This window comes from Enterobacter sp. CM29 (assembly GCF_013179605.1).
Taxonomy (GTDB): Bacteria; Pseudomonadota; Gammaproteobacteria; order Enterobacterales; family Enterobacteriaceae; genus Enterobacter; species Enterobacter intestinihominis.
The window spans coordinates 1-19672 of record NZ_JABMCU010000072.1; the positions used below are offsets into that span (position 1 = coordinate 1).

General features: G+C 58.6%; 19 protein-coding genes. 11 read left to right on the plus strand and 8 right to left on the minus strand.

Translation table 11 applies throughout. The features are described from left to right. On the minus strand, positions 1-218 hold a 218-nt coding region (locus tag HP459_RS11055), incomplete at its 3' end, for a rhodanese-like domain-containing protein (protein WP_253939635.1). 179 nt (positions 219-397) lie between these two features. On the opposite strand from HP459_RS11055, the gene HP459_RS11060 reads away from it, so the two are divergent. Beyond that, on the plus strand, positions 398-556 hold the full coding sequence (locus HP459_RS11060; RefSeq protein ID WP_003862203.1) for a YqaE/Pmp3 family membrane protein: 159 nt from the start codon (positions 398-400) through the stop codon (positions 554-556). On the opposite strand, the gene HP459_RS11065 is transcribed toward HP459_RS11060, so the two are convergent. After that, positions 553-1482, minus strand: coding sequence for a LysR substrate-binding domain-containing protein (locus HP459_RS11065; protein WP_171936215.1), 930 nt, complete (start codon positions 1480-1482; stop codon positions 553-555). The genes HP459_RS11060 and HP459_RS11065 overlap by 4 nt on opposite strands. 320 nt (positions 1483-1802) lie before the next feature. Here HP459_RS11065 and HP459_RS11070 point away from each other — a divergent pair, with 320 nt between their 5' ends. The 7 genes from HP459_RS11070 (at position 1803) to HP459_RS11100 (ending at position 10256) form a co-directional block, all read left to right on the plus strand. Then, positions 1803-2408, plus strand: coding sequence for an ankyrin repeat domain-containing protein (locus HP459_RS11070; protein WP_022649123.1), 606 nt, complete (start codon positions 1803-1805; stop codon positions 2406-2408). A 108-nt stretch (positions 2409-2516) separates the two neighbouring features. Continuing rightward, complete coding sequence (gene fdrA / locus HP459_RS11075; protein WP_171936216.1) at positions 2517-4058, plus strand: acyl-CoA synthetase FdrA; 1542 nt, start codon at positions 2517-2519, stop codon at positions 4056-4058. Next, positions 4058-5473, plus strand: coding sequence for a DUF1116 domain-containing protein (locus HP459_RS11080; RefSeq protein WP_171936217.1), 1416 nt, complete (start codon positions 4058-4060; stop codon positions 5471-5473). The genes fdrA and HP459_RS11080 overlap by 1 nt, the downstream gene beginning before the upstream one ends. Before the next feature lie 11 nt (positions 5474-5484). Further along, positions 5485-7065 carry a xanthine permease gene (locus HP459_RS11085; RefSeq protein ID WP_171936218.1) on the plus strand — a complete coding sequence of 527 codons (1581 nt, stop codon included), beginning with the start codon at positions 5485-5487 and terminating at the stop codon, positions 7063-7065. Further along, on the plus strand, positions 7062-8018 hold the full coding sequence (locus HP459_RS11090; RefSeq protein WP_023306797.1) for a carbamate kinase family protein: 957 nt from the start codon (positions 7062-7064) through the stop codon (positions 8016-8018). Before HP459_RS11085 ends, HP459_RS11090 begins: the two co-directional genes overlap by 4 nt. Position 8019: 1 nt before the next feature. Then, positions 8020-9399: an amidohydrolase family protein gene (locus HP459_RS11095; protein ID WP_171936219.1), complete on the plus strand. Its 1380-nt coding sequence runs from the start codon at positions 8020-8022 to the stop codon at positions 9397-9399. A 125-nt stretch (positions 9400-9524) separates the two neighbouring features. Continuing rightward, positions 9525-10256, plus strand: a complete 732-nt coding sequence (locus HP459_RS11100; RefSeq protein WP_171936220.1) for a bifunctional 2-polyprenyl-6-hydroxyphenol methylase/3-demethylubiquinol 3-O-methyltransferase UbiG — start codon at positions 9525-9527, stop codon at positions 10254-10256. On the opposite strand, the gene HP459_RS11105 is transcribed toward HP459_RS11100, so the two are convergent. After that, a complete protein-coding gene (locus HP459_RS11105) occupies positions 10253-10855 on the minus strand; it encodes a short chain dehydrogenase (RefSeq protein ID WP_023298436.1) in 603 nt (200 codons plus the stop codon). The two genes, HP459_RS11100 and HP459_RS11105, sit on opposite strands and share 4 nt — an antisense overlap. A gap of 97 nt (positions 10856-10952) precedes the next feature. Here HP459_RS11105 and HP459_RS11110 point away from each other — a divergent pair, with 97 nt between their 5' ends. Both HP459_RS11110 and HP459_RS11115 read left to right on the plus strand, forming a co-directional pair. After that, positions 10953-11840: a LysR substrate-binding domain-containing protein gene (locus HP459_RS11110; protein WP_045308444.1), complete on the plus strand. Its 888-nt coding sequence runs from the start codon at positions 10953-10955 to the stop codon at positions 11838-11840. A 20-nt stretch (positions 11841-11860) separates the two neighbouring features. Continuing rightward, the gene (locus tag HP459_RS11115; protein ID WP_022649114.1) at positions 11861-13042 is read left to right on the plus strand and encodes a PLP-dependent aminotransferase family protein; all 1182 of its coding nucleotides are present in this window, start codon (positions 11861-11863) and stop codon (positions 13040-13042) included. 54 nt (positions 13043-13096) lie between these two features. Here the strand turns inward: HP459_RS11115 and HP459_RS11120 are convergent, their stop codons facing one another. After that, positions 13097-13516 carry a nuclear transport factor 2 family protein gene (locus tag HP459_RS11120; RefSeq protein ID WP_023298434.1) on the minus strand — a complete coding sequence of 140 codons (420 nt, stop codon included), beginning with the start codon at positions 13514-13516 and terminating at the stop codon, positions 13097-13099. 95 nt (positions 13517-13611) lie between these two features. Between HP459_RS11120 and HP459_RS11125 the strand changes: the two genes are divergently transcribed. After that, on the plus strand, positions 13612-14343 hold the full coding sequence (locus HP459_RS11125; RefSeq protein ID WP_063148627.1) for an AraC family transcriptional regulator: 732 nt from the start codon (positions 13612-13614) through the stop codon (positions 14341-14343). On the opposite strand, the gene nudI is transcribed toward HP459_RS11125, so the two are convergent. The 4 genes from nudI to HP459_RS11145 form a co-directional block, all read right to left on the minus strand. Next, positions 14315-14740 (minus strand): nucleoside triphosphatase NudI, encoded by a 426-nt coding sequence (gene nudI / locus HP459_RS11130; protein ID WP_022649111.1) that lies wholly within the window; start codon positions 14738-14740, stop codon positions 14315-14317. The two genes, HP459_RS11125 and nudI, sit on opposite strands and share 29 nt — an antisense overlap. Before the next feature lie 133 nt (positions 14741-14873). Further along, positions 14874-16073: an HlyD family efflux transporter periplasmic adaptor subunit gene (locus tag HP459_RS11135; protein ID WP_022649110.1), complete on the minus strand. Its 1200-nt coding sequence runs from the start codon at positions 16071-16073 to the stop codon at positions 14874-14876. Then, positions 16054-18246 (minus strand): type I secretion system permease/ATPase, encoded by a 2193-nt coding sequence (locus HP459_RS11140; protein WP_023306789.1) that lies wholly within the window; start codon positions 18244-18246, stop codon positions 16054-16056. Before HP459_RS11140 ends, HP459_RS11135 begins: the two co-directional genes overlap by 20 nt. Next, entirely contained in the window at positions 18243-19646 is a 1404-nt protein-coding gene (locus HP459_RS11145; RefSeq protein WP_022649108.1) for a TolC family outer membrane protein, read from the minus strand. Before HP459_RS11145 ends, HP459_RS11140 begins: the two co-directional genes overlap by 4 nt. Positions 19647-19672: the final 26 nt, after the last annotated feature.

Consider the following 19672-nt stretch of genomic DNA (forward strand, 5'->3'; position numbering starts at 1 on the left):
GCATCATTGTTTGCGGTTCTTGCGCCAGACTGACAGTGGAAAATCACCGTTTCTCCCGGCGCTGCGTTAAGCCCGCCGGGTAACGAATCCAGCGGAATGGAGTGCGCCACTGGAATATGCTCGCGGGCATACTCGTCGGGGTCGCGAATATCGATAAGTTTGGCGCCTTCAGCAATAAGCGCGTTTGCCTGCTGCGGCGAAATAAGAGGAAGAGACATTGTGTTTCCTTACGGTCAATTTCAGAACAGTAGAGCATTTAAGGCAGGGTTTCAGCCAGTGTAAAGAGGGTAAAGGCAGGTAAAAGCGCGAGAGACGAATGGCAGTTACCCGTAAACTGGCTACGCTTAGAGAAGTGTCTTTTATAATTTTCAATTGGTTAGCTTGCACGGAGTTATTTATGGGTTTTTGGCGCGTTGTTTTTACGATTATTCTCCCGCCGCTGGGCGTGCTGCTTGGCAAGGGACTGGGCTGGGCGTTTATCCTGAACATCCTTCTGACCATCCTGGGTTACTTCCCGGGTCTTATCCACGCGTTTTGGGTTCAGACGAAAAGCTAGGTACGCCACAATAGATCACTGTAGATCCGGGTCAGCGCGCCCTCGGGGCCAAACTGCTGTTTGATCCAGCGCGTGACCTGACCGGTCGCCGCATGCTGCGTGGCGAGCAGCATGCGCGAGTCCTGGCGCGGATTATTGATTCGCCGCTTTACCAGCAGCCCGTCCTCCATCGCCTCACGCGTCATATACTCCGGTAAAAATCCAATACCCTCCCCCAGGATCTGACACTGACACTTGGTGTTAAAGTCCGGTACCAGAATCGCCTCCTGACCGTGAAGCAGCCAGCCGACCTTCTTGTTGATGGTATGCGCGGTGTCCTCGACCATGATATTGGGATACAGACGCAGCTGACTTTCGGAAATGGGCTCCGGGGCGAACGCCAGCGGATGCGTGGGCGCGATGGCAAATACCCAGCGGATCGCGCCTATCTCGGTGTAATCGATGCCTCCGCCATCCAGCAGCGTATCCGGCGCGCCAATGGCGATGTTGGCCTGATTATTAATGATGGAATCCCAGACGCCGTTATACACCTCGGTCATCACCGTGATTTGGCAGGTAGGAAACTGTTTTTTCAGCACCTGGAGCAAACGCGCGGTATGGCGTGGCGTATACAAAAGCTGATTAATGCAGATGCGCACCCGCGTCTCAATGCCCTGCGAAATGGTATCAATCCCGCGCTTGATGGCATGAAAGTCATTCAGCAGGTCGGTCGCTTTACGATAAAAATAAAAACCGGATTCGGTCAGCTCAATGCTGCGCGTGTTGCGTACAAACAGCACCACGTCCAGCCCGGTCTCCATACGTTTGATGGTGTAACTGATGGCGGAAGTGGTCACGCCCAGCTCGGCAGCCGCTTTGCTAAAACTGCCAAAACGTGCCGCGGTGGTGAAGGCCAGCAAATTCTCTTCGGTAAAGATGGAATTCATATTATGGCTCCTGGTTACCATCAGTTTTGAACATATTTTAACACCGGCGTTACATCATAGTTGATGTCGGTCACAGTTCTGGGTTTTTACGTAGAGCCGCGCTGTGTAAGGCTTTTTCATTCATAAGGATAATGCAGCCCGAGGCGCGTAAAAGCGGTAAACCATAAGAAAAAGGTTGCACAGACGCACGTTTTTGCCGGACTGTTGAATTTAACTCAACAATGAATTGCGTGTCGATGAATCATTTTTAAGCGGATTCTTTTATGACCAGGCTGTTGCTATTCTCAGGTCATCAGAAGTGAAACATAGGGAGTCTGAATATGTCTGCAACTGCACTGGTTACAGAATTTTTGCTGGCGGCAGAAGAGGGTAATATCGACGCGCTAAAAGCCTGCCTGGAAAAAGGCGTGGATATTAACGCGACCAACCGCCAGAAAAGAACCGCCATTATTATTGCCAGCCTGAAAAAGCATTACGCCTGTGTGGAATTTTTAATTGCCGCCGGGGCGGATATTGATAAACAGGACCAGACCTGTTTTAACCCCTTCCTGATCGGCTGCCTGACCAATGATTTAACCCTGCTGCGCATTGTCCTTCCGGCGGATCCGGATCTCGACCGTCTGACGCGCTTTGGCGGCGTGGGCATTACCCCCGCCAGTGAAAAAGGGCACGTTGAAATCGTGCGCGAGCTGCTGGAAAAAACCGACATTAACGTCAACCACACCAATTTTGTCGGCTGGACGCCGTTGCTTGAGGCCATCGTGTTAAACGACGGCGGCGCAAAGCAGCAGGAAATTGTGAAGCTGCTGCTGGATCACGGCGCGAATCCGCACATGACTGATAAATACGGCAAAACCCCGCTCGAACTGGCGCGGGAAAAAGGCTTCAACGCGATCGCAGACCTGCTGCTGGCGGCAGGCGCATAGCGCATTCGGTCAGCCTTCCCCTGGCTGGCCGTGAATCAAAAAACGCATTGTTACCGACGTGCATTTAGCACGACGGCGGCCCCCTTTTATCTTAAACAGGTGAAAATAATGCCAACCAAAATCGTCATAAAAAAGAATACGTATTTCGATTCGGTTTCCTTAATGTCGGTTTCCACCAAAGCCAATAAATTGCCGGGCGTCGAGCAGGCGTTTGTGGCGATGGCGACGGAAATGAACAAAGGGGTATTAAAAAACCTCGGGCTATTAACGCCGGAATTAGCGGACGCGAAAAACGGCGACCTGATGATCGTTATTAAAGGCGACGCGGCGAATGAGGAAACCCTTGCCGCCATTGAAGCGTTATTCACGCGTAAAGAGAGCGCTGGCTCCCATGAAGCACGCTACGCGACAATTGCCAGCGCCAAAACCCATCGTCCGGACAGCAACCTTGCGGTGATATCCGTCAACGGCACCTTCGCCGCCCGCGAAGCGCGCCAGGCGCTGGAAAACGATCTCAACGTAATGCTGTTTTCCGATAATGTGTCGCTCGACGACGAGCTGGCGCTGAAGCAGCTGGCGCATGACAAAGGATTGCTAATGATGGGGCCGGACTGCGGCACCGCCATTATCAACGGCGCGGGGCTGTGCTTTGCCAACGCGGTACGTCGCGGGCCGATTGGCATCGTTGGCGCCTCCGGCACCGGTAGCCAGGAGCTGAGCGTGCGCATTCACGAGTTCGGCGGCGGCGTGTCGCAGCTGATCGGCACCGGCGGGCGCGATCTCAGCGAGAAGATTGGCGGCCTGATGATGCTCGACGCCATCGACATGCTGGAGGCGGACGACGCGACCCGGGTGATAGCGCTCATCTCCAAACCGCCTGCACCCGCGGTGGCAGAGAAAGTGCTGGCCCGGGCACGCGCCTGCCGCAAACCTGTGGTTGTGTGCTTCCTGGGCCGCAAAGAACCACCAGCCGATGAAGACGGATTGCAGTTTGCTCGTGGCACCAAAGAGGCGGCCCTGAAAGCGGTGCTGCTTACCGGCATTAAAAAAGACTCCCTGGATTTACATCCGCTCAACTGGCCGCTGATCGAAGAGGTGCGCGCCCGCCTGACGCCGCGGCAGAAGTACATTCGCGGCCTGTTCTGCGGCGGCACCCTGTGCGACGAAGCGATGTTTGCCGCGCTGGAGAAGTTTGACGATGTTTACAGCAACATCCAGCCGGATCCGGCCAGGCGTCTGAAGGACATCAGCGTCAGCCAGGCCCACACCTTCCTTGATTTCGGTGACGACGATTTCACCAACGGCAAACCACACCCGATGATCGACCCGACCAACCGCATCAGCCGCCTGCTACAGGAGGCGCGCGATCCGCAGGTGGGCGTCATCGTGATGGACTTCGTGCTGGGCTTTGGCGCACACGAGGATCCGGTGGGGGTGATGATCGAGGCGATCAAAGAGGCACAGGCAATCGCGAAAGCCGACAACCGTCCGCTGGAAATTCTCGGCTACGTGCTCGGCACCGATCAGGATCCGCAGTCGCTGGCCCAGCAGTGCCAGCTGCTGACCGACGCAGGCGTCATCTGGGCCAGCAGCAGCACCAATACCGGATTACTGGCACGCGAATTTGTCTGCAAAGGGGAGAGAGCATAATGACGACCTTATTCAACCAACCGCTGAACGTGATTAATGTCGGGATTGCGATGTTCAGCGACTACCTCAAAAAACAGCACGTTCCCGTGACCCAGCTCGACTGGACGCCGCCGGGACAGGGCAATATGCAGGTGGTGGACGCGCTGGATCGGCTGGCGGAAAAACCGCTGGCGGAGAAAATTGCCGCCGCGAACAACATTGCCCTTGAGCGCATTATTCAGTCCCATCCGGTGCTGGTGGGCTATGACCAGGCCATCAACGTGGTGCCGGGCATGACCCGCACCACCATTCTGCATGCCGGTCCGCCTGTTACCTGGGAAAACATGTGCGGGGCGATGAAGGGCGCGGTTACCGGCGCGCTGGTGTTTGAAGGGCTGGCGACGGATCTGGAGGACGCCGCAAGGCTGGCGGCTTCAGGCGACATCACCTTCTCGCCGTGCCACGAGCACGACTGTGTGGGCTCTATGGCGGGCGTCACCTCCGCGTCGATGTTTATGCACATCGTTGAGAACAAAACCTACGGCAACCGCGCCTTCACCAACCTCAGCGAGCAGATGGCGAAGATCCTGCGCATGGGGGCCAACGATCAGAGCGTGATCGACCGCCTGAACTGGATGCGCGACGTGCTCGGCCCAATGCTGCGCGACGCGATGAAGATTATCGGCGAAATCGACCTGCGACTGATGCTGGCCCAGGCGCTGCACATGGGCGACGAGTGCCACAACCGCAACAACGCGGGCACCACGCTGCTTATCCAGGCGCTGACGCCGGGGCTGATCCAGGCGGGCTATCCGGTGGCGCAGCAGCGTGAAGTGTTCGAGTTTGTCGCCAGCAGCGACTACTTCTCCGGTCCGACGTGGATGGCAATGTGTAAGGCCGCGCTGGATGCCGCCCACGGCATTGAGTACAGCACCGTCGTCACCACCATGGCGCGCAACGGCTACGAGTTCGGCCTGCGCGTCTCCGGCCTGCCGGGGCAGTGGTTCACCGGCCCGGCGCAGCAGGTGATCGGCCCGATGTTCGCGGGCTATAAGCCGGAAGACTCCGGGCTGGATATCGGCGATAGCGCGATTACCGAAACCTACGGCATCGGCGGCTTTGCGATGGCGACAGCCCCGGCAATCGTGGCGCTGGTGGGCGGCACGGTGGAGGAAGCCATCGATTTCTCCCGCCAGATGCGCGAAATCACTCTCGGCGAAAACCCGAACGTCACCATTCCGCTGCTGTCGTTTATGGGCATCCCGTCCGCCATCGACATCACGAAGGTCGCGGGCAGCGGCATTCTGCCGGTCATTAATACCGCCATTGCCCATAAGGACGCCGGTATCGGCATGATTGGGGCGGGCATCGTTCACCCGCCGTTTAGCTGTTTTGAAAAGGCGCTGTTAACCTTCCGCGATCGCTACGTTCTATAAGGTATGCATCCATGAAAAACATGAAACTGGAGTGGAAAAGAGGTGACTGGGCAGCTTATTTCGGGTTGATGACCAACAACCTGACCAATTTGCTGACCATGATGGGGCTGCTCATTTTTGTCGTCGGCATCCCGAAGGAGATTGTTTATGGACGCATCGCGCCAGCCTTCGGTCTGGCGGTGCTGGTGGCGAGTCTTTGCTATACGTGGTTTGGCCTGCAAATGGCGCGCGCCACCGGACGAACGGACGTCACCGCGCTGCCTTCCGGCCCGAGCGCGCCGTCGATTTTTACCGTGACCTTCCTGGTCTTAATGCCGGTTTACCAGCAAACCGGCGATGCGGATTTCGCGATTCAGATTGGCCTGGTGTGGTGCTTTGTGGAAGCGATGATCCTCGCGGGCGGTTCCTTCCTGGGGGAAACCATCCGCAAGATGATCCCGCGTACCGTGCTGCTGTCGTGCCTGTCCGGTCTTGGCCTGCTCCTGCTGGCGATGAACCCGATGTTGCAGGCGTTCGAAGCGCCGACCGTGTCGTTTATCGTCCTGCTGCTGATCTTCATTAACTGGTTCGGTAAAAAGCCGATTTTCGCCCGCATCCCGACCGGCCTGCTGCTGTTGATTGCCGGTACTCTGCTTGCGTGGATCTCCGGACTGCAAAGCCCGGATGCCATTAAAGCGTCCATGTCATCCTTCGGCTTTAACCCGCCGGAAGTGCATGTGGACAGCTTTATGCAGGGGTTGCCGCACGCGCTGCCGTATCTGGCGTCCGCCGTACCGCTGGGGCTGGCGAACTACATCTTTGACCTGGAGAACATCGAAAGCGCCCATGCGGCGGGGGATGAATACCCGACCCGCAAGGTAATGCTGGCGAACGGTCTGGCCTCCATGCTCGGCTGCCTGATGGGCAATCCGTTCCCGGTCACGGTCTACGTCGGCCATCCTGGCTGGAAAGCGATGGGCGCCAGTATTGGCTACACCCTGGCGTCCGGCGTGACCATGTTCATCGTGCCGCTGTTCGGGCTGGGGGCCTTTATGCTCGCCATCATACCGATGACCGCCATCGTGCCGATTCTGGTGTTTATCGGCGTTGTCACCGCCAACCAGGTGGTGAGGGAAACCCCGAAAGTGGAGGTGCCCGTCATCTTCATCTGCCTGTTCCCGTGGATTGCCAACTGGGCGCTGACCATGATGAACAGCGTGATGAGCGCGGCGGGGACCAGCGCGGCGAAAATTGGCACCGACGTGCTGCACAGCAAGGGGATCTACTACGAAGGCCTGATGCATCTCGGCAACGGCGCGCCGCTCGCCAGCATGCTCTGGGGCTGTATCGCCATCTTCGCCATCATCAACAAACCGCTACGGGGGGCCGTCGCCGCCGGAGGAGGCGCGCTGCTGGCGCTGTTTGGCGTGATCCACGCGCCGGTGGTGGGCTTTGCCGAGGGCAGTTCCCTGATGTTCGTCACGGCCTACCTGATGATGGGCGGGATGTTTGTGGTGAAGCATGTTCTCGATATCTCTGTTAATCCCCCTCTCCCAGTGGGAGAGGGCCAGGGTGAGGGCGCCAGAACGCACCTTCTAAAGGAAACAAAATGAAAGAGCTTATGGTCGTTGCCATCGGCGGCAACAGCATTATCAAAGACAACGCCAGCCAGTCGATTGAGCATCAGGCGCAGGCGGTCAAAGCGGTGGCTGAGTCGGTGCTCGAAATGCTGGCCTCGGACTATGACATCGTGCTCACCCACGGCAATGGCCCGCAGGTGGGGCTGGATCTGCGCCGCGCCGAGATCGCCCACGAGCGGGAAGGGCTGCCGCTGACCCCGCTGGCAAACTGCGTGGCGGATACCCAGGGCGGCATCGGCTACCTGATCCAGCAGGCGCTCAACAACCGCCTGGCGGCGCGCGGGGAACAAAAAGCGGTCACGGTCGTCACGCAGGTGGAGGTGGATAAAAATGATCCTGGCTTTATGCACCCGACGAAACCCATCGGCGCGTTCTTCAGCGAGGCGCAGCGCGACGAACTGCAACTTGCGCACCCGGACTGGCATTTTGTCGAGGATTCAGGCCGGGGCTATCGCCGCGTGGTAGCTTCACCGCAGCCGCGGCGCATTGTCGAGGCGGATGCCATCAAGGCGCTGACGCAGAAAGGATTTGTGGTGATCGGCGCAGGCGGCGGAGGCATTCCTGTGGTGCGCAGTGACCAGGGCGATTATCAGAGCGTGGACGCGGTGATAGATAAAGATCTCTCCACCGCGCTGCTGGCGCGCGAGATCGGCGCCGACGTGCTGGTGATCACCACCGGCGTGGAGAAAGTGTGCGTGAACTTCGGCAAGCCGAACCAGCAGGCGCTGGATACCGTCAACGTGGCGCAGATGACGCGCTACAGGGATGAAGGCCACTTCCCGGCGGGCAGCATGTTGCCAAAAATCGTCGCTTCGCTGGAATTTTTACGCCATGGCGGCAGGCGCGTGATCATCACCTCGCCGGACTGCCTGCCCGCAGCGCTGCGCGGTGAAACGGGTACCCACATTGTTAACGAAGGAAGATAAGATGAGTGAGAATAAAAGCCGCCGCGAGTTTATTAGCCAGAGCGGTAAAATGGTTACCGCCTGCGCGCTGTTTGGCGCCACGGGTTCCGTCGCGTATGCTGCCGATTCTGCTAAGGCAACCTGCGTGACGGGTAAACCGATGAACATCACCGCAAAACATTACTATCTCGACAACGTGCTGCTGGAAGCCGGGTTTAACTTCGACGGCAGCGTGGCGACAAGCACCCGCACCGAGCTGAAAACGCTTGAGATCAAAGACGGGAAAATCGTCGCCCTGCGCGATAACAACAGCCACGCCGATGCGGCCCTGCCGCACTTCGATGCGGGCAAAAAGCTGATGCTCCCGGCGATGCGCGACATGCACATCCATCTGGACAAAACCTTCTATGGCGGCCCGTGGCGCTCCCTGAACCGTCCGGCGGGTACCACCATTCAGGACATGATCCGCCTGGAGCAGAAGCTGCTGCCGGAATTACAGCCTTACACGCAAGAACGCGCCGAAAAGCTGATCGACCTGATCCAGTCCAAAGGGTCCACCATCGCCCGCAGCCACTGCAACATAGAGCCGGTTTCCGGCCTGAAAAACCTGGAAAATTTGCAGGCGGTACTGGCGCGCCGAAGCCCAGGTTTTGACTGTGAAATCGTTGCCTTCCCGCAGCACGGTCTGCTGCTCTCCAACTCTGAAAAGCTGATGCGCGAGGCGATGCGCGCCGGGGCGCACTACGTGGGCGGGCTGGACCCAACCAGCGTCGACGGCGCGATGGAGAAATCCCTCGACACCATGTTCCAGATTGCGCTGGATTATGACAAAGGGGTGGATATCCATCTGCACGAAACCAGCCCGGCGGGCGTGGCGGCGGTGAACTACATGGTAGAAACCGTGGAGAAAACGCCGGAGCTGAAGGGGAAGCTGACCATCAGCCACGCCTTCGCGCTGGCGACGCTTAACGAACAGCAGGTGGATGAGATCGCCACCCGCATGGCGGCGCAGCAGGTGACCATCGCCTCGACCGTGCCGATTGGCACCCTGCACATGCCGCTGAAGCATTTACGTGATAAAGGCGTGTTTGTCATGACCGGTACCGACAGCGTGATTGACCACTGGTCCCCGTACGGTCTGGGGGACATGCTGGAGAAAGCCAACCTCTACGCCCAGCTCTATATTCGCCCGAACGAACAGACGCTTTCGCGGGCGCTGGGCATCGCCACCGGCGACGTGCTGCCGCTGAACGACAAAGGTGAGCGCGTGTGGCCTAAAGCGCAGGACGACGCCAGCTTCGTGCTGGTGGATGCCTCCTGTTCCGCCGAGGCCGTGGCGCGTATCTCTCCGCGTACCGCGACGTTCCACAAGGGGAACCTGGTCTGGGGCTCTGTGGGCTAATGTGGTGCCGGGTGGCGCTGCGCTTACCCGGCCTACGGTTCGGAGATTTTGTAGGTCGGGTAAGGCGAAGCCGCCACCCGACAATGCAGTATACTGCTATGCACATTCTTAAAGAGGGATCTGCCATGGCACAAAACATCTACGACAATCCGGCGTTTTTCGAAGGCTACGCCCAGCTTCCGCGCTCGGTTCAGGGGCTGGACGGCGCGCCGGAGTGGCCTGCGCTTAAGGCGATGCTGCCGGATTTAACCGGCACATCAGTTATCGATCTTGGGTGCGGCTACGGCTGGTTCTGCCGCGTGGTGCGCGAGCTGGGCGCTTGCGACATCACGGGCGTCGATATCTCTGAAAAGATGCTCGCCCGCGCGGCAGAACTGACGGATGACACGCAGATCCACTATCAGCGTAGCGATCTGGAATCTCTTCAGCTTCGCGAAAACAGTCTCGATCTGGTCTACAGCTCGCTGGCGCTGCACTATCTGCCGGAACTGGACGCGTTATTCGCCAGGGTGCAGCGTGCGCTTAAACCCGGCGGCAGCCTGGTTTTCTCGATGGAGCACCCGATTTATACCTGCGCCACCCGTCAGGGCTGGCTCACCGACGACAACGGTGAGCGGTTCTGGGGCGTGAACCATTATCAGGACGAAGGCAAGCGCGTCAGCAACTGGCTGGCAGAGGGGGTAATCAAATACCACCGCACGCTGGGTACCACGCTTAACGCGCTGATCAAGGCCGGATTGACGATAAGTGAAGTCAATGAGTGGGGACCAACGCAGGCGCAGGTTGACGCCTGGCCCGCGCTGGCCGAAGAGGCGGAACGCCCGATGCTGGTGCTGATCGCCGCCCGTAAGGCTTAATAGCCGACTTTATATACCCGCCCGCTCTGTACCCCTTCCACGCTGCGGCGGTAGGCCTGCGCAACGGTCGCAGCGGGAACGCTTTCAAAGCCCGGGAAGAAGCCATCATATGCTTCGACGGATTCCGTCAGCACCGTCGGGCTGATCAGGTTAATGCGGATCCCGCGCGGCAGTTCACAGGCCGCGGCGCGCACAAACCCTTCCAGCGCCGCGTTTACGGTGGTGGCATTGACGCCCTGAGCAATCGGTTCGTGCGCCACAATCCCGCTTATCAGCGTGATCGAGCCGCCTTCGTTCAGGAAGTGCTGGCCGGTCAGCGCCAGACGAACCTGCCCCAGTAGCTTATCCTGCAAGCCCCGGTTGAACTCGCCGTCGGTCATGGTTGCGAGCGGGCCGAAGTGTACCCCACCGCTGGCGGAGACAATCGCATCCACCGGGCCGATCTTTTCGAACAGCGCCTGTACGCTCGCCTGCGAGGTGATATCCACCTGATGCTCGCCCTGCGTGCGACCCACGCGGATCGTCTCGTGGCGTTGGCTTAACTCTTCTGTGACTGCACGACCGACCGTACCGCTGGCACCAATAATGACGATTTTCATAGCAGACTCCTTATGTTGTGAGCCTTCATTCTTTAATAAATAAAAACTCAGATAAACTGGGCTAACGTTAGAAGATTACTAACCAGAGGTTTGGAATATGGATAAGCTTCGCGGGATGGAGACGTTCATCGCGGTGGTGGAAAGCGGCAGCTTCACCGGCGCGGCGGCCCGGCTGGAGATGTCGGCGGTGATGGTCGGGAAGTATATTGCGTTGCTGGAATCGCAGCTCGGCACGCGGCTACTGGAACGCAACACCCGTCGCCAGAGCCTGACCGACGCCGGACGCGTTTATTTCGAAGAGGCCAGGCGCGTGCTGGAGCAGGTCTCGATTGCTGAAAACGCAGTTGAACGTCTGCGAGCCACGCCCGCCGGCACCCTGCGCGTGACGGCACCCACCTCGTTTGGCGGCTGCGTTATCGCGCCTCTGACGGCCACGTTTTTACAGCGCTACCCGCAAGTGCGCATCGAACTGGATCTCACCAACCGAATGGTGGATCTGGTGGAGGAAGGGGTCGATCTGGCCATTCGCATCGGGGAGATCCGAAATGAGGATCTTGTGGCGAAATACCTGTGTCCCTACAACATGACGATCTGCGCCGCGCCGGAATATCTGGCGCGTCACGGTACGCCGCAAACGCCAGCCGATCTGGTGGATCACCTGTGTCTGTCGCACACGGTATGGACGGCGCGTAACGAGTGGCGGCTGCCCGGTGTGGAAGGCGAGGTGCGCTGGAAGCGTGATGCCGTCTTACGATGCAATGACGGCTACGGCTTACGCATGGCGGCGCGAGCCGGGGCAGGACTGTTGCTGCAACCGGAAGTGCTGGTGGCTGAAGAGCTGGCAAGCGGCAGGCTGGTTCGGGTTCTGGAAGCGTTTACGCCCGCGCCGAGGCCGGTGCATTTATTGTGGCGCCAGGATTTGCGTCCGCTGCCTAAGCTAACGGAATTTATTGCCCATATTCTGCTAAGATTGGGCACAATATAAAAAAAGAAGGTAAGTAAAGAATGTCTGCAAACAAACTCGCCAGCAGCGCGCAGGGCCTGCAATCCTCTGCCATCCGTGAATTATTAAAACATAGCAAAATGGCAGGCGTGATTTCGCTGGGTGGCGGTATTCCAAACCCGGATCTGTTCGATCATGAAGGTTTAAAAATTGCCGCTGATGCCGTGCTGTCTCAGCATTTTGGCGAAGCGTTCCAGTACGGCCTGACGGAAGGCGTCCCGGGGCTTCGCGAAGAGATCCAACGCATCTGTGAAGGTCGCGGCATCGCCTGTAAAGCCGATGACGTGGTCATTACATCCGGCTCTCAACAGTCGCTTGACGTGCTGGCGCGTGCGTTAATTAACCCGGGTGATACGGTCGTTGTTGAGCGTCCGACCTACCTCGCCGCGTTGCAGGTCTTTGGCCTGGCACAGGCGAATTTTGAATCCGTCGGCACCGACGGCGACGGCATGAAAGTAGATGAACTTGAAGCGCTGGTGGCAACCAAAACCATCAAAGCGGTTTATATCGTGCCAACCTTTGGTAACCCGGGCGGCGTGACGCTCTCCGAGGCGCGGCGTAAACAGCTGGTGGAATTATCGAAGCGCTATGACTTCGTGATTATCGAAGACGATCCGTACAGCGAAATCAACTATACCGAGGAAGCGTTCCGCCCGCTGATTGCTCATGCCAAAGATATCGGCAATGAGGATAACGTGGTGTACACCTCCACCTTCTCTAAAATCCTCGCGCCGGGCACCCGCGTGGGCTGGGTGCTGGTGCCGGAGTGGCTGAAGCGTGCGGTGGTGAACCTCAAGCAAACCACCGATCTGCACACCAGCACGCTGTCGCAGCTGATGACGTACGAATATCTGAAAACCGGTCGTCTGGCGAATCAGATTAAAATGATCCGCGAAGCCTATCGCCAGAAATACCAGACCTTTGCCAGTGAACTGGAAGCGGAGCTGGGCGATGTGATGTCGTTCCACAAGCCAAAGGGCGGCATGTTCCTGTGGGCGAAAATGAATAACGGCATCAATACGACGAAATGGCTGGAAAAAACGTTGAGCAACGGCGTCGTGTTTGTGCCGGGTGAGTTCTTCTACTGCAACGAGCCGGACCACACCACGCTGCGCATGTCTTTCGTTACCCCAACGGATGAGCAGCTTAAAGAAGCGGTTCGACGTCTGAAAATTTCCCTGTAAGCGGATGCGCATAATGGCAGATGCCGTTATGCGCTGTTCCCGTGTAGGGTAAGGTTATTGCGTGGCGTGGGCGAGGGTGCGGTCAAATGCATCGCCGTCTGGCGCCTGTGTGACTTCATGGATCCGACAAATTTTCCCCTCGCGCAGCGTGGCAAACATATACACCTCTAATTCTGCCTGGCGACCATCCGGATATGTCACGGCCACTCTGTGCCGGTCTGCCACACATTCGTTATGGCAACATAACGCTTCCACGGTAAACGTAATCTCGCGGATCTGCGCACGCACATGGTTCAGGTGTTTCATAAATCCCTGATAATCAAGCATGTGACCGTCCGTAACCTGCTGGTAATCGGGCGTAAACACCTCTGCCGGATCTACATTGCCATTGAATAAGCGGGTTAACAGACAGGCCATTTGCTCGCGCTGCGCGGTGTTGTCGGGCTGGTTTATCAGGGATGTAATGATGGTCATGTTAGCTCCTCGTGATGTTGAGCCGCTATTATCCTTGACAGCATAAGGCGTAGTTTCTGTAATAAGTCGAAGAATAACGATTTTCGGTCAAATTCATGCTGACAACTGAGAGGCTTGTTCATCCCGGCGGCTATCACACCCCATGGCACAGCCATCATGCCGGCCAGCTCTGGCGCATTGCTGCGGGGCTGCTGGTGATTGAGACGCCGCTGGGGCGTTCGGTGGTACCCGCAAAACATATCGGCTGGATCCCGCCTGGTCAGCAGCACGCTGCCTTTTCGGAAAGCGCGATTGAAGGTTGCGCTGTCTATCTTGACCCTGCCGATTGTGAAGGGCTTCCGGAAGAGGCCACGCTTTTCGAGTCTGACGATTTTACCGATGCACTGTTTTCCCGTTTAAGCGTTGCCGGGAGTGAATACGATCCCCGAAAGCTCATCTTGCTGCTGGAGGAGTTGGCTCTGGCGTCTCAGGTCCGCTTTTATCTGCCCGTACCGACCGATCCCCGGCTGAAAAATGTGGTCAGGAAACTGCTGCAATCCGTCGATGATAATCAGACGGTGGAAAGCCATGCCAGCCGTGCCGGGATGAGCGTACGTACATTCAACCGGCGGTTTAGCGCGGAGACGGGGATGAACTTCGTCAACTGGCGCCAGCTGGCGCGCGTCATGCAGGCGATGGAGTGGCTGGCGGCGGGGAAGCCGGTGGGGTGGATTGCGCTCTCGTGCGGATACAGCAGCGTCAGCGCATTTATTGAAGTTTTCAGAACGTGGACCGGTAAAACGCCGGGGCAGTGGGCGATTAAAGAAGGCCCTTTTGCGCAAAGGTAATGCGCGTGGCCTCGTTGAGATCCAGCTCTCTTAACGATTCCGGATAAACCCAGGCGATCTCCTGAAACTCATCGTTAAACGTAACATCCCGATTGGCGCTGATGCAGTCGAAGATCAGATAAATCATATAAATTTCCTCGGTGGTACCATCGGCGTAAGTTTTGACCCTGATGTCATCGCGAAAAGCCCAGGGCTTGACGTCGATAATGTCCAGCGCGTCGCCCAGCTCCTCACGGACTTCACGGCGCAGCGCCTGTTCCATGGTTTCGCCTGGTTCCATTCCACCACCGCAGAGTGCCCACTGACCGGGGAATACACCGCGATCGTCGGCCATTTTACATAGCAGGTAGGCTCCGTCATTCTGGATGATGGGGCAGACAATGGTTCGTTGGCGCATGATTTCTTCCTGAAAAATGAATTTGGGCTACTATAGCAGATTGGTGATGGAGATCATGTTAGGTGTGTTGGATCCTCATCACTCGGAACAGCGGTGTAGGCCGGGTAAGGCGAAGCCGCCACCCGGCGTTTGACTACCGCTCCCTCAGCGCCTCCTTCGCCCGGTTAAACGGCTTAATCAGATAATCCAGCACCGTTTTCTCCCCGGTCTTAATATCCACCGTCGCAATCATCCCCGGCACAATCGAAAAGTGCCTGCCCGCCTTGTTCACCAGATAATCCTGGCTGGTGCGAATGAATACACGGTAGTAGAACACCTCCGGCTTCGCTTCGTCCTGAATGGTGTCCGGCGAAATGGTCTCCACCACTCCGTGCAGCCCGCCGTAAATCGCGTAATCGTAGGCGGTGATTTTCACCAGCGCCTCCTGATTAGGATGGATAAAGGCGATATCCCGGGGCGAGAGGCGGGTTTCAATCAGCAGGTGATCGTCCACCGGCACAATCTCCATTAACTCGCCGTTGGGCGGTATGACGCCGCCGATGGTGGTCACCTTGATGTTTTTCACGATCCCGCGCACCGGCGACTTCACCGTCAGGCGGGTAACGGAATCCTCGCGGCCTTTCAGGATCGCTGACACCATATCCACCTCGGCGTTGGCCTTAGACAGCGCTTCACGGGCCTGCACGTAATACTGGGAACGCACGTCGGTGAGCTTCAGCTCCAGGTCGCTTTTCTGCCGTTGCAGGCGCAGCACTTCCACGTGGCTGGCGGCACCGGTTTTCACCAGCCGTTGAGTGATCGCCAGTTCTTTATTGGCGAGCGCTAACGCGGAGCGAAGTTCACGCTGCGTATCCTCCAGCTGGGCGCGGCGAGAGTTGTAAAGCCGCGTTTCTGCGGCGGTCAGGTCGGTCCATTTCGCCAGGGAAGGCGGGAATTTCAGCGGGAGATCGTTCACCTCGGCGTACAGGCGCACGCTGGAGGCCAGCGACGCGCGGTAACGCGCCGCGCTTTCGCCGACGTTAGATTCCGAGCGGGTAGGATCCAGCCGCGCCAGCACCTGTCCGGCCTGCACCTGATCCCCTTCGTGTACGTTCAGCTCAGTGAGGATCCCCCCATCCAGCGACTGCAATACCTGCTCGCGTGAACTGGGGATCACTTTTCCGGTGCCGGTTGAGACTTCATCCAGCACCCCGAACCACGCCCAGACGCCGAGCACCACAAACATCAGCAGGGAGAAGAAAACGATGCGCCGGGCACCGGTATAACCGCTTTCGGAGTCGAGCGCGTTATCCAGATCTTCTACTGCGGCAACGTCACGCTGATTGATTTTCATTATTCCACTCCCGTCCGGTTGCCTGCTGCTGTTGCTGCATACGGCTGTTGTTCAGCGCCTGCGCTTTTGGCGCGTCCATCACCAGCATGCCATCTTTGAGTACCACCACGCGCTCCACCAGCTCCAGCACCGGCACGCGGTGGGTCGCGACAACCAGCGTGCGGTTGCCGAGCCACGCCCCGAGACGTTGAATAAATTCCCGCTCGGTATGTTCATCAAGGGAGGCGGTCGGTTCATCCATCAGCACGATATTCGGGTCGCGCAGCAGCATCCGCGCCAGCAGAATAGACTGCCGCTGCCCGCCGGACAGCCCGACGCCATTCTCCATAATCGGGTAATCCAGCCCCTTTGGCAGCTTCTGCACAAAGCTGGCCGCGCCGCACATCTCCAGCACCTCGAAGATCTCTTCATCGGTGGCGCGGGGCATGCCGAGCGTGATGTTCTCGCGCAGGGTGCCGTAAAACAGCCGGGCGTTTTGGGTCATAAAGCCGACGTTTCTCCGCACGTCAGCCACGTCCAGATGCGGCAGGCTGAGGTTGTCGAGCCGCAGTTCACCGCCCGCCAGATCCATCCCGCCCGCCATCGCCTGCAACAGGGTTGATTTACCCGCGCCGTTGCGCCCGAGGATCGCCACTTTTTCGCCCGCTTTGATCTCCAGGCGGTTAATGCGCAGCGCCATGCGGGGATCTTCCGGGTGATAGCGGAACTGCGCCTGCTCGAAAAGATAGTGGCCGCGCAGCACGTCCTGGCGGATCGGCGTCTCTTCGCGCTGGTTCTCGGTCGGCAGCTGCATAATGCTGTCCAGTCCCTCTTTGGCAGCCTTCACCTGCTGCCAGCGGGCCAGCACGCCGCACAGCGTCGCCATCGGGGCGATCATCCGTGAGGCGAGCATCGAGGCGGCCACCACCGAACCGGTGGTTAAGGTGCCGTCGATCACCATCGGCGCGCCCACCACGATCACCCCGGCATAGACCAGGCTCTGAATGGTCATCCCCCAGCTGATCAGGTTCTGCGTCAGTTCGCGGGTGCGCAGGCCGGATTCGGCGGTGATCTGGATATAGCTGTTCCACTGCTGCAAAAAGCGGTTCTCCGCCTGCATCAGCTTGATGTCCTCCAGACCCTGCACGCTCTCCACCAGCACCGCGTTGCGCAGGGTAGATTCATGCGCCGACTGCTTCGCCAGCTCCGCCAGCTTCTTTTGCAGCAGCAGGCCAGGCAGGACCATGATCACCGCCGCCACCGGGGCGATCCACGCCAGCTGCGGGGCGATGATCGCCAGCACAATCACAAACAGGATAAAGAACGGCAGATCGACGATGGTGGAAATGGTGGAGGAGGTGACCATCTCGCGGATCTGCTCCAGCTCGCGCAACTGGGAGATAAAGCTGCCGGTGGAGCGCGGAATGGCGCTGTGGCGTAGCCGCAGCGCGTGGCCGAAGACCCGATCCGAGACGCGCATATCCGAGCGTTTGCCCAGCAGATCCATAATGTGCCCGCGCGCCACGCGCAGCACAAAACCAAACAGCGTGGCGATCAGTACCCCAATAGTCAGTACGTAGAGCGTCGGGTAGGACTGGGCGGGGATCACCCGGTCATACACCTGCATGGAAAAGACAATGCCGGAGAGGGAGAGCACGTTGATAAACAGCGCCGCCAGCATCACCCAGCTGTAAGGGCGAAGGTCGCGCATCACCAGCCGGTAGAGCCAGTCCGGGCGGTATTTTGAGATATAGGCGTCCACGCGGCTGTCCTTCAGCGCCGCCAGCGGACGCAGGGCGATGACGTGGCGGATGGCAGGCAGCATCGCGCTCATCGACAGGCGGTTGGTGTGCGTGTTGTCATCGAAAAAGCTGACCTCAAGCGTATCCTCGCCGTCGAAATTGTCGATCACGCCGATTTTACCGTCGTTTAGCTCTACCACCACCGGCAGACGCCAGCTGTTGATGGCGTGCTGATCGGCCGTCAGCAGCTGGAACGTCAGCCCGGCTTCACGGGCGAGCTGCGTCAGCGCGGGCACCATCGGTTTGCCTTTCAGCCACGGCGCGCCCGCGATCAGCGAGCCTGGCGAGCAGGCAACGCGATAGCGCGTCGCCACATAGCCAAACGCCTGCGCCCACTGCTCCAGCGCCTCATCCGTCATGTTTTCACCCTGCGGAATATCGCGTTGCTTCATGGCTGGATCTCCACGGTCTGGATGGTGCGGTTTTCAAGATCGAACGCCTGACGTATGCGCCCGGTTTGGTAGAGACAGTTCAGCTGAAGCTGGCGGAGCTGTCCGGCGGTTTGCTGCTGGGTAAAGCGCGCCTGATACACCTCCTGCTCGGCGTTGAGCACGTCGAGCAGCGGGCGGGAACCAAGATCGAGATACTGCTGCTGATACAGCTCGCGGGTACGGGCGCTGAGCGCTTCCTGGCGGCCCTGGATCTGAAGCGTGCTCATCAGGCTCATCACCTGGCTGCGCGCTTCCAGCAATTTTTGCCGCACCTCAAGACGGGTGCGCTGAATGGTGGACTGGGCCGATTCCACCGCGTGTCCGGCGGCGTTACGCCGGGCGGTGAGGCCGCCGCCCTGATAGAGCGGCATCTGCACTTTTACCCACGCGGAGTACTGGGTGCGGTCCCGCGTTTCGTTGCCTGAGTAGCGGTCGTTAAGATAGTGGCGGACTTCCGGCTCCAGCGAGACGGTAGGGGTCATCTGCGCGTTGGCATAGTCGAGATTGGCCTGCGCGACGTTGGCCTGCGCCCAGGCCGCTAATACCGAGGGCACCAGACGATCGTCCGGCTCGGCAATATCGCAGCTGCGGGCCAGACTTTGCGGAAATTCATTGCTGACCGCGTTCAGGCCGTCCCAGCCCAGCATGCTCATCAGCGTGGCGCGTGAGCTGTCGAGGCTGGCCTGATACTGCATCAGCTGCGCTCGCGCGCCTTCGATACGGGCATCGGTCTGCACCACGTCAGAGAGCGACGTGGCGCCTTCGTCATTACGCAGCTTCGTCAGTGTGCCGATGGAGGTCAGGGCGTCCAGCTGTTCTTTAGCGGTCTCGACCATCTGCTGCCAGGTCTGCACCTGCACCATAGCGATGGCGGTATCGTGGGCGATAGTGTCGATGCTCACCAGTACGTTGGCCTGCTGCTGGGCGACGCCCGCGTTTTCGGCGCGCACCTGGCTTGCGACTTTGCCGAAGTCGTAAAGCATTTGCGAAAGCGAAAGCACCAGTGAGGGGGTAAAGCCATTATCGTCGCCGTCGTGGCTATAGCCGTTATCCATGCCGGCGTTAATTTGCGGATAATATTTCGATTTGGCGACGTCCACATTTTCGCTCTGCTGATAAAGTTTGCCGACGGCTTCACTGATGGCCGGATGCCAGGTCACGGCGCGGTTTACGGCTTCATCCAGCTGTAGCGTGCCGGGGGCGGCTTTGCTGGCTACGGGCGCCACGCGGCCATTTAAAGAGGGGAGTTCCTGCGTTTCGCTTAATTGTCCGGTATTAATCATCGCCGCAGGGTTTGCCGCGATAGCGGGCACAGATATCAGGCAGCACGAGAGCCACCAGTAAGGCATCTTCTTTCCCATGTCTTGTCCCTAATAAAAAAGTACTG

Excerpts from the sequence above, each read along its gene's own strand:
- HP459_RS11090 (WP_023306797.1), top strand. The coding sequence starts at position 7,062 with ATGAAAGAGCTTATGGTCGTTGCCATCGGCGGCAACAGCATTATCAAA.
- HP459_RS11140 (WP_023306789.1), bottom strand. The coding sequence starts at position 18,246 with ATGAAGCAACGCGATATTCCGCAGGGTGAAAACATGACGGATGAGGCG.
- HP459_RS11065 (WP_171936215.1), bottom strand. The coding sequence starts at position 1,482 with ATGAATTCCATCTTTACCGAAGAGAATTTGCTGGCCTTCACCACCGCG.
- HP459_RS11095 (WP_171936219.1), top strand. The coding sequence starts at position 8,020 with ATGAGTGAGAATAAAAGCCGCCGCGAGTTTATTAGCCAGAGCGGTAAA.
- HP459_RS11145 (WP_022649108.1), bottom strand. The coding sequence starts at position 19,646 with ATGGGAAAGAAGATGCCTTACTGGTGGCTCTCGTGCTGCCTGATATCT.
- HP459_RS11085 (WP_171936218.1), top strand. The coding sequence starts at position 5,485 with ATGAAAAACATGAAACTGGAGTGGAAAAGAGGTGACTGGGCAGCTTAT.
- nudI (WP_022649111.1), bottom strand. The coding sequence starts at position 14,740 with ATGCGCCAACGAACCATTGTCTGCCCCATCATCCAGAATGACGGAGCC.
- HP459_RS11100 (WP_171936220.1), top strand. The coding sequence starts at position 9,525 with ATGGCACAAAACATCTACGACAATCCGGCGTTTTTCGAAGGCTACGCC.
- HP459_RS11105 (WP_023298436.1), bottom strand. The coding sequence starts at position 10,855 with ATGAAAATCGTCATTATTGGTGCCAGCGGTACGGTCGGTCGTGCAGTC.
- fdrA (WP_171936216.1), top strand. The coding sequence starts at position 2,517 with ATGCCAACCAAAATCGTCATAAAAAAGAATACGTATTTCGATTCGGTT.
- HP459_RS11070 (WP_022649123.1), top strand. The coding sequence starts at position 1,803 with ATGTCTGCAACTGCACTGGTTACAGAATTTTTGCTGGCGGCAGAAGAG.
- HP459_RS11125 (WP_063148627.1), top strand. The coding sequence starts at position 13,612 with ATGCTGACAACTGAGAGGCTTGTTCATCCCGGCGGCTATCACACCCCA.
- HP459_RS11120 (WP_023298434.1), bottom strand. The coding sequence starts at position 13,516 with ATGACCATCATTACATCCCTGATAAACCAGCCCGACAACACCGCGCAG.
- HP459_RS11060 (WP_003862203.1), top strand. The coding sequence starts at position 398 with ATGGGTTTTTGGCGCGTTGTTTTTACGATTATTCTCCCGCCGCTGGGC.
- HP459_RS11080 (WP_171936217.1), top strand. The coding sequence starts at position 4,058 with ATGACGACCTTATTCAACCAACCGCTGAACGTGATTAATGTCGGGATT.
- HP459_RS11115 (WP_022649114.1), top strand. The coding sequence starts at position 11,861 with ATGTCTGCAAACAAACTCGCCAGCAGCGCGCAGGGCCTGCAATCCTCT.
- HP459_RS11135 (WP_022649110.1), bottom strand. The coding sequence starts at position 16,073 with ATGAAAATCAATCAGCGTGACGTTGCCGCAGTAGAAGATCTGGATAAC.
- HP459_RS11110 (WP_045308444.1), top strand. The coding sequence starts at position 10,953 with ATGGATAAGCTTCGCGGGATGGAGACGTTCATCGCGGTGGTGGAAAGC.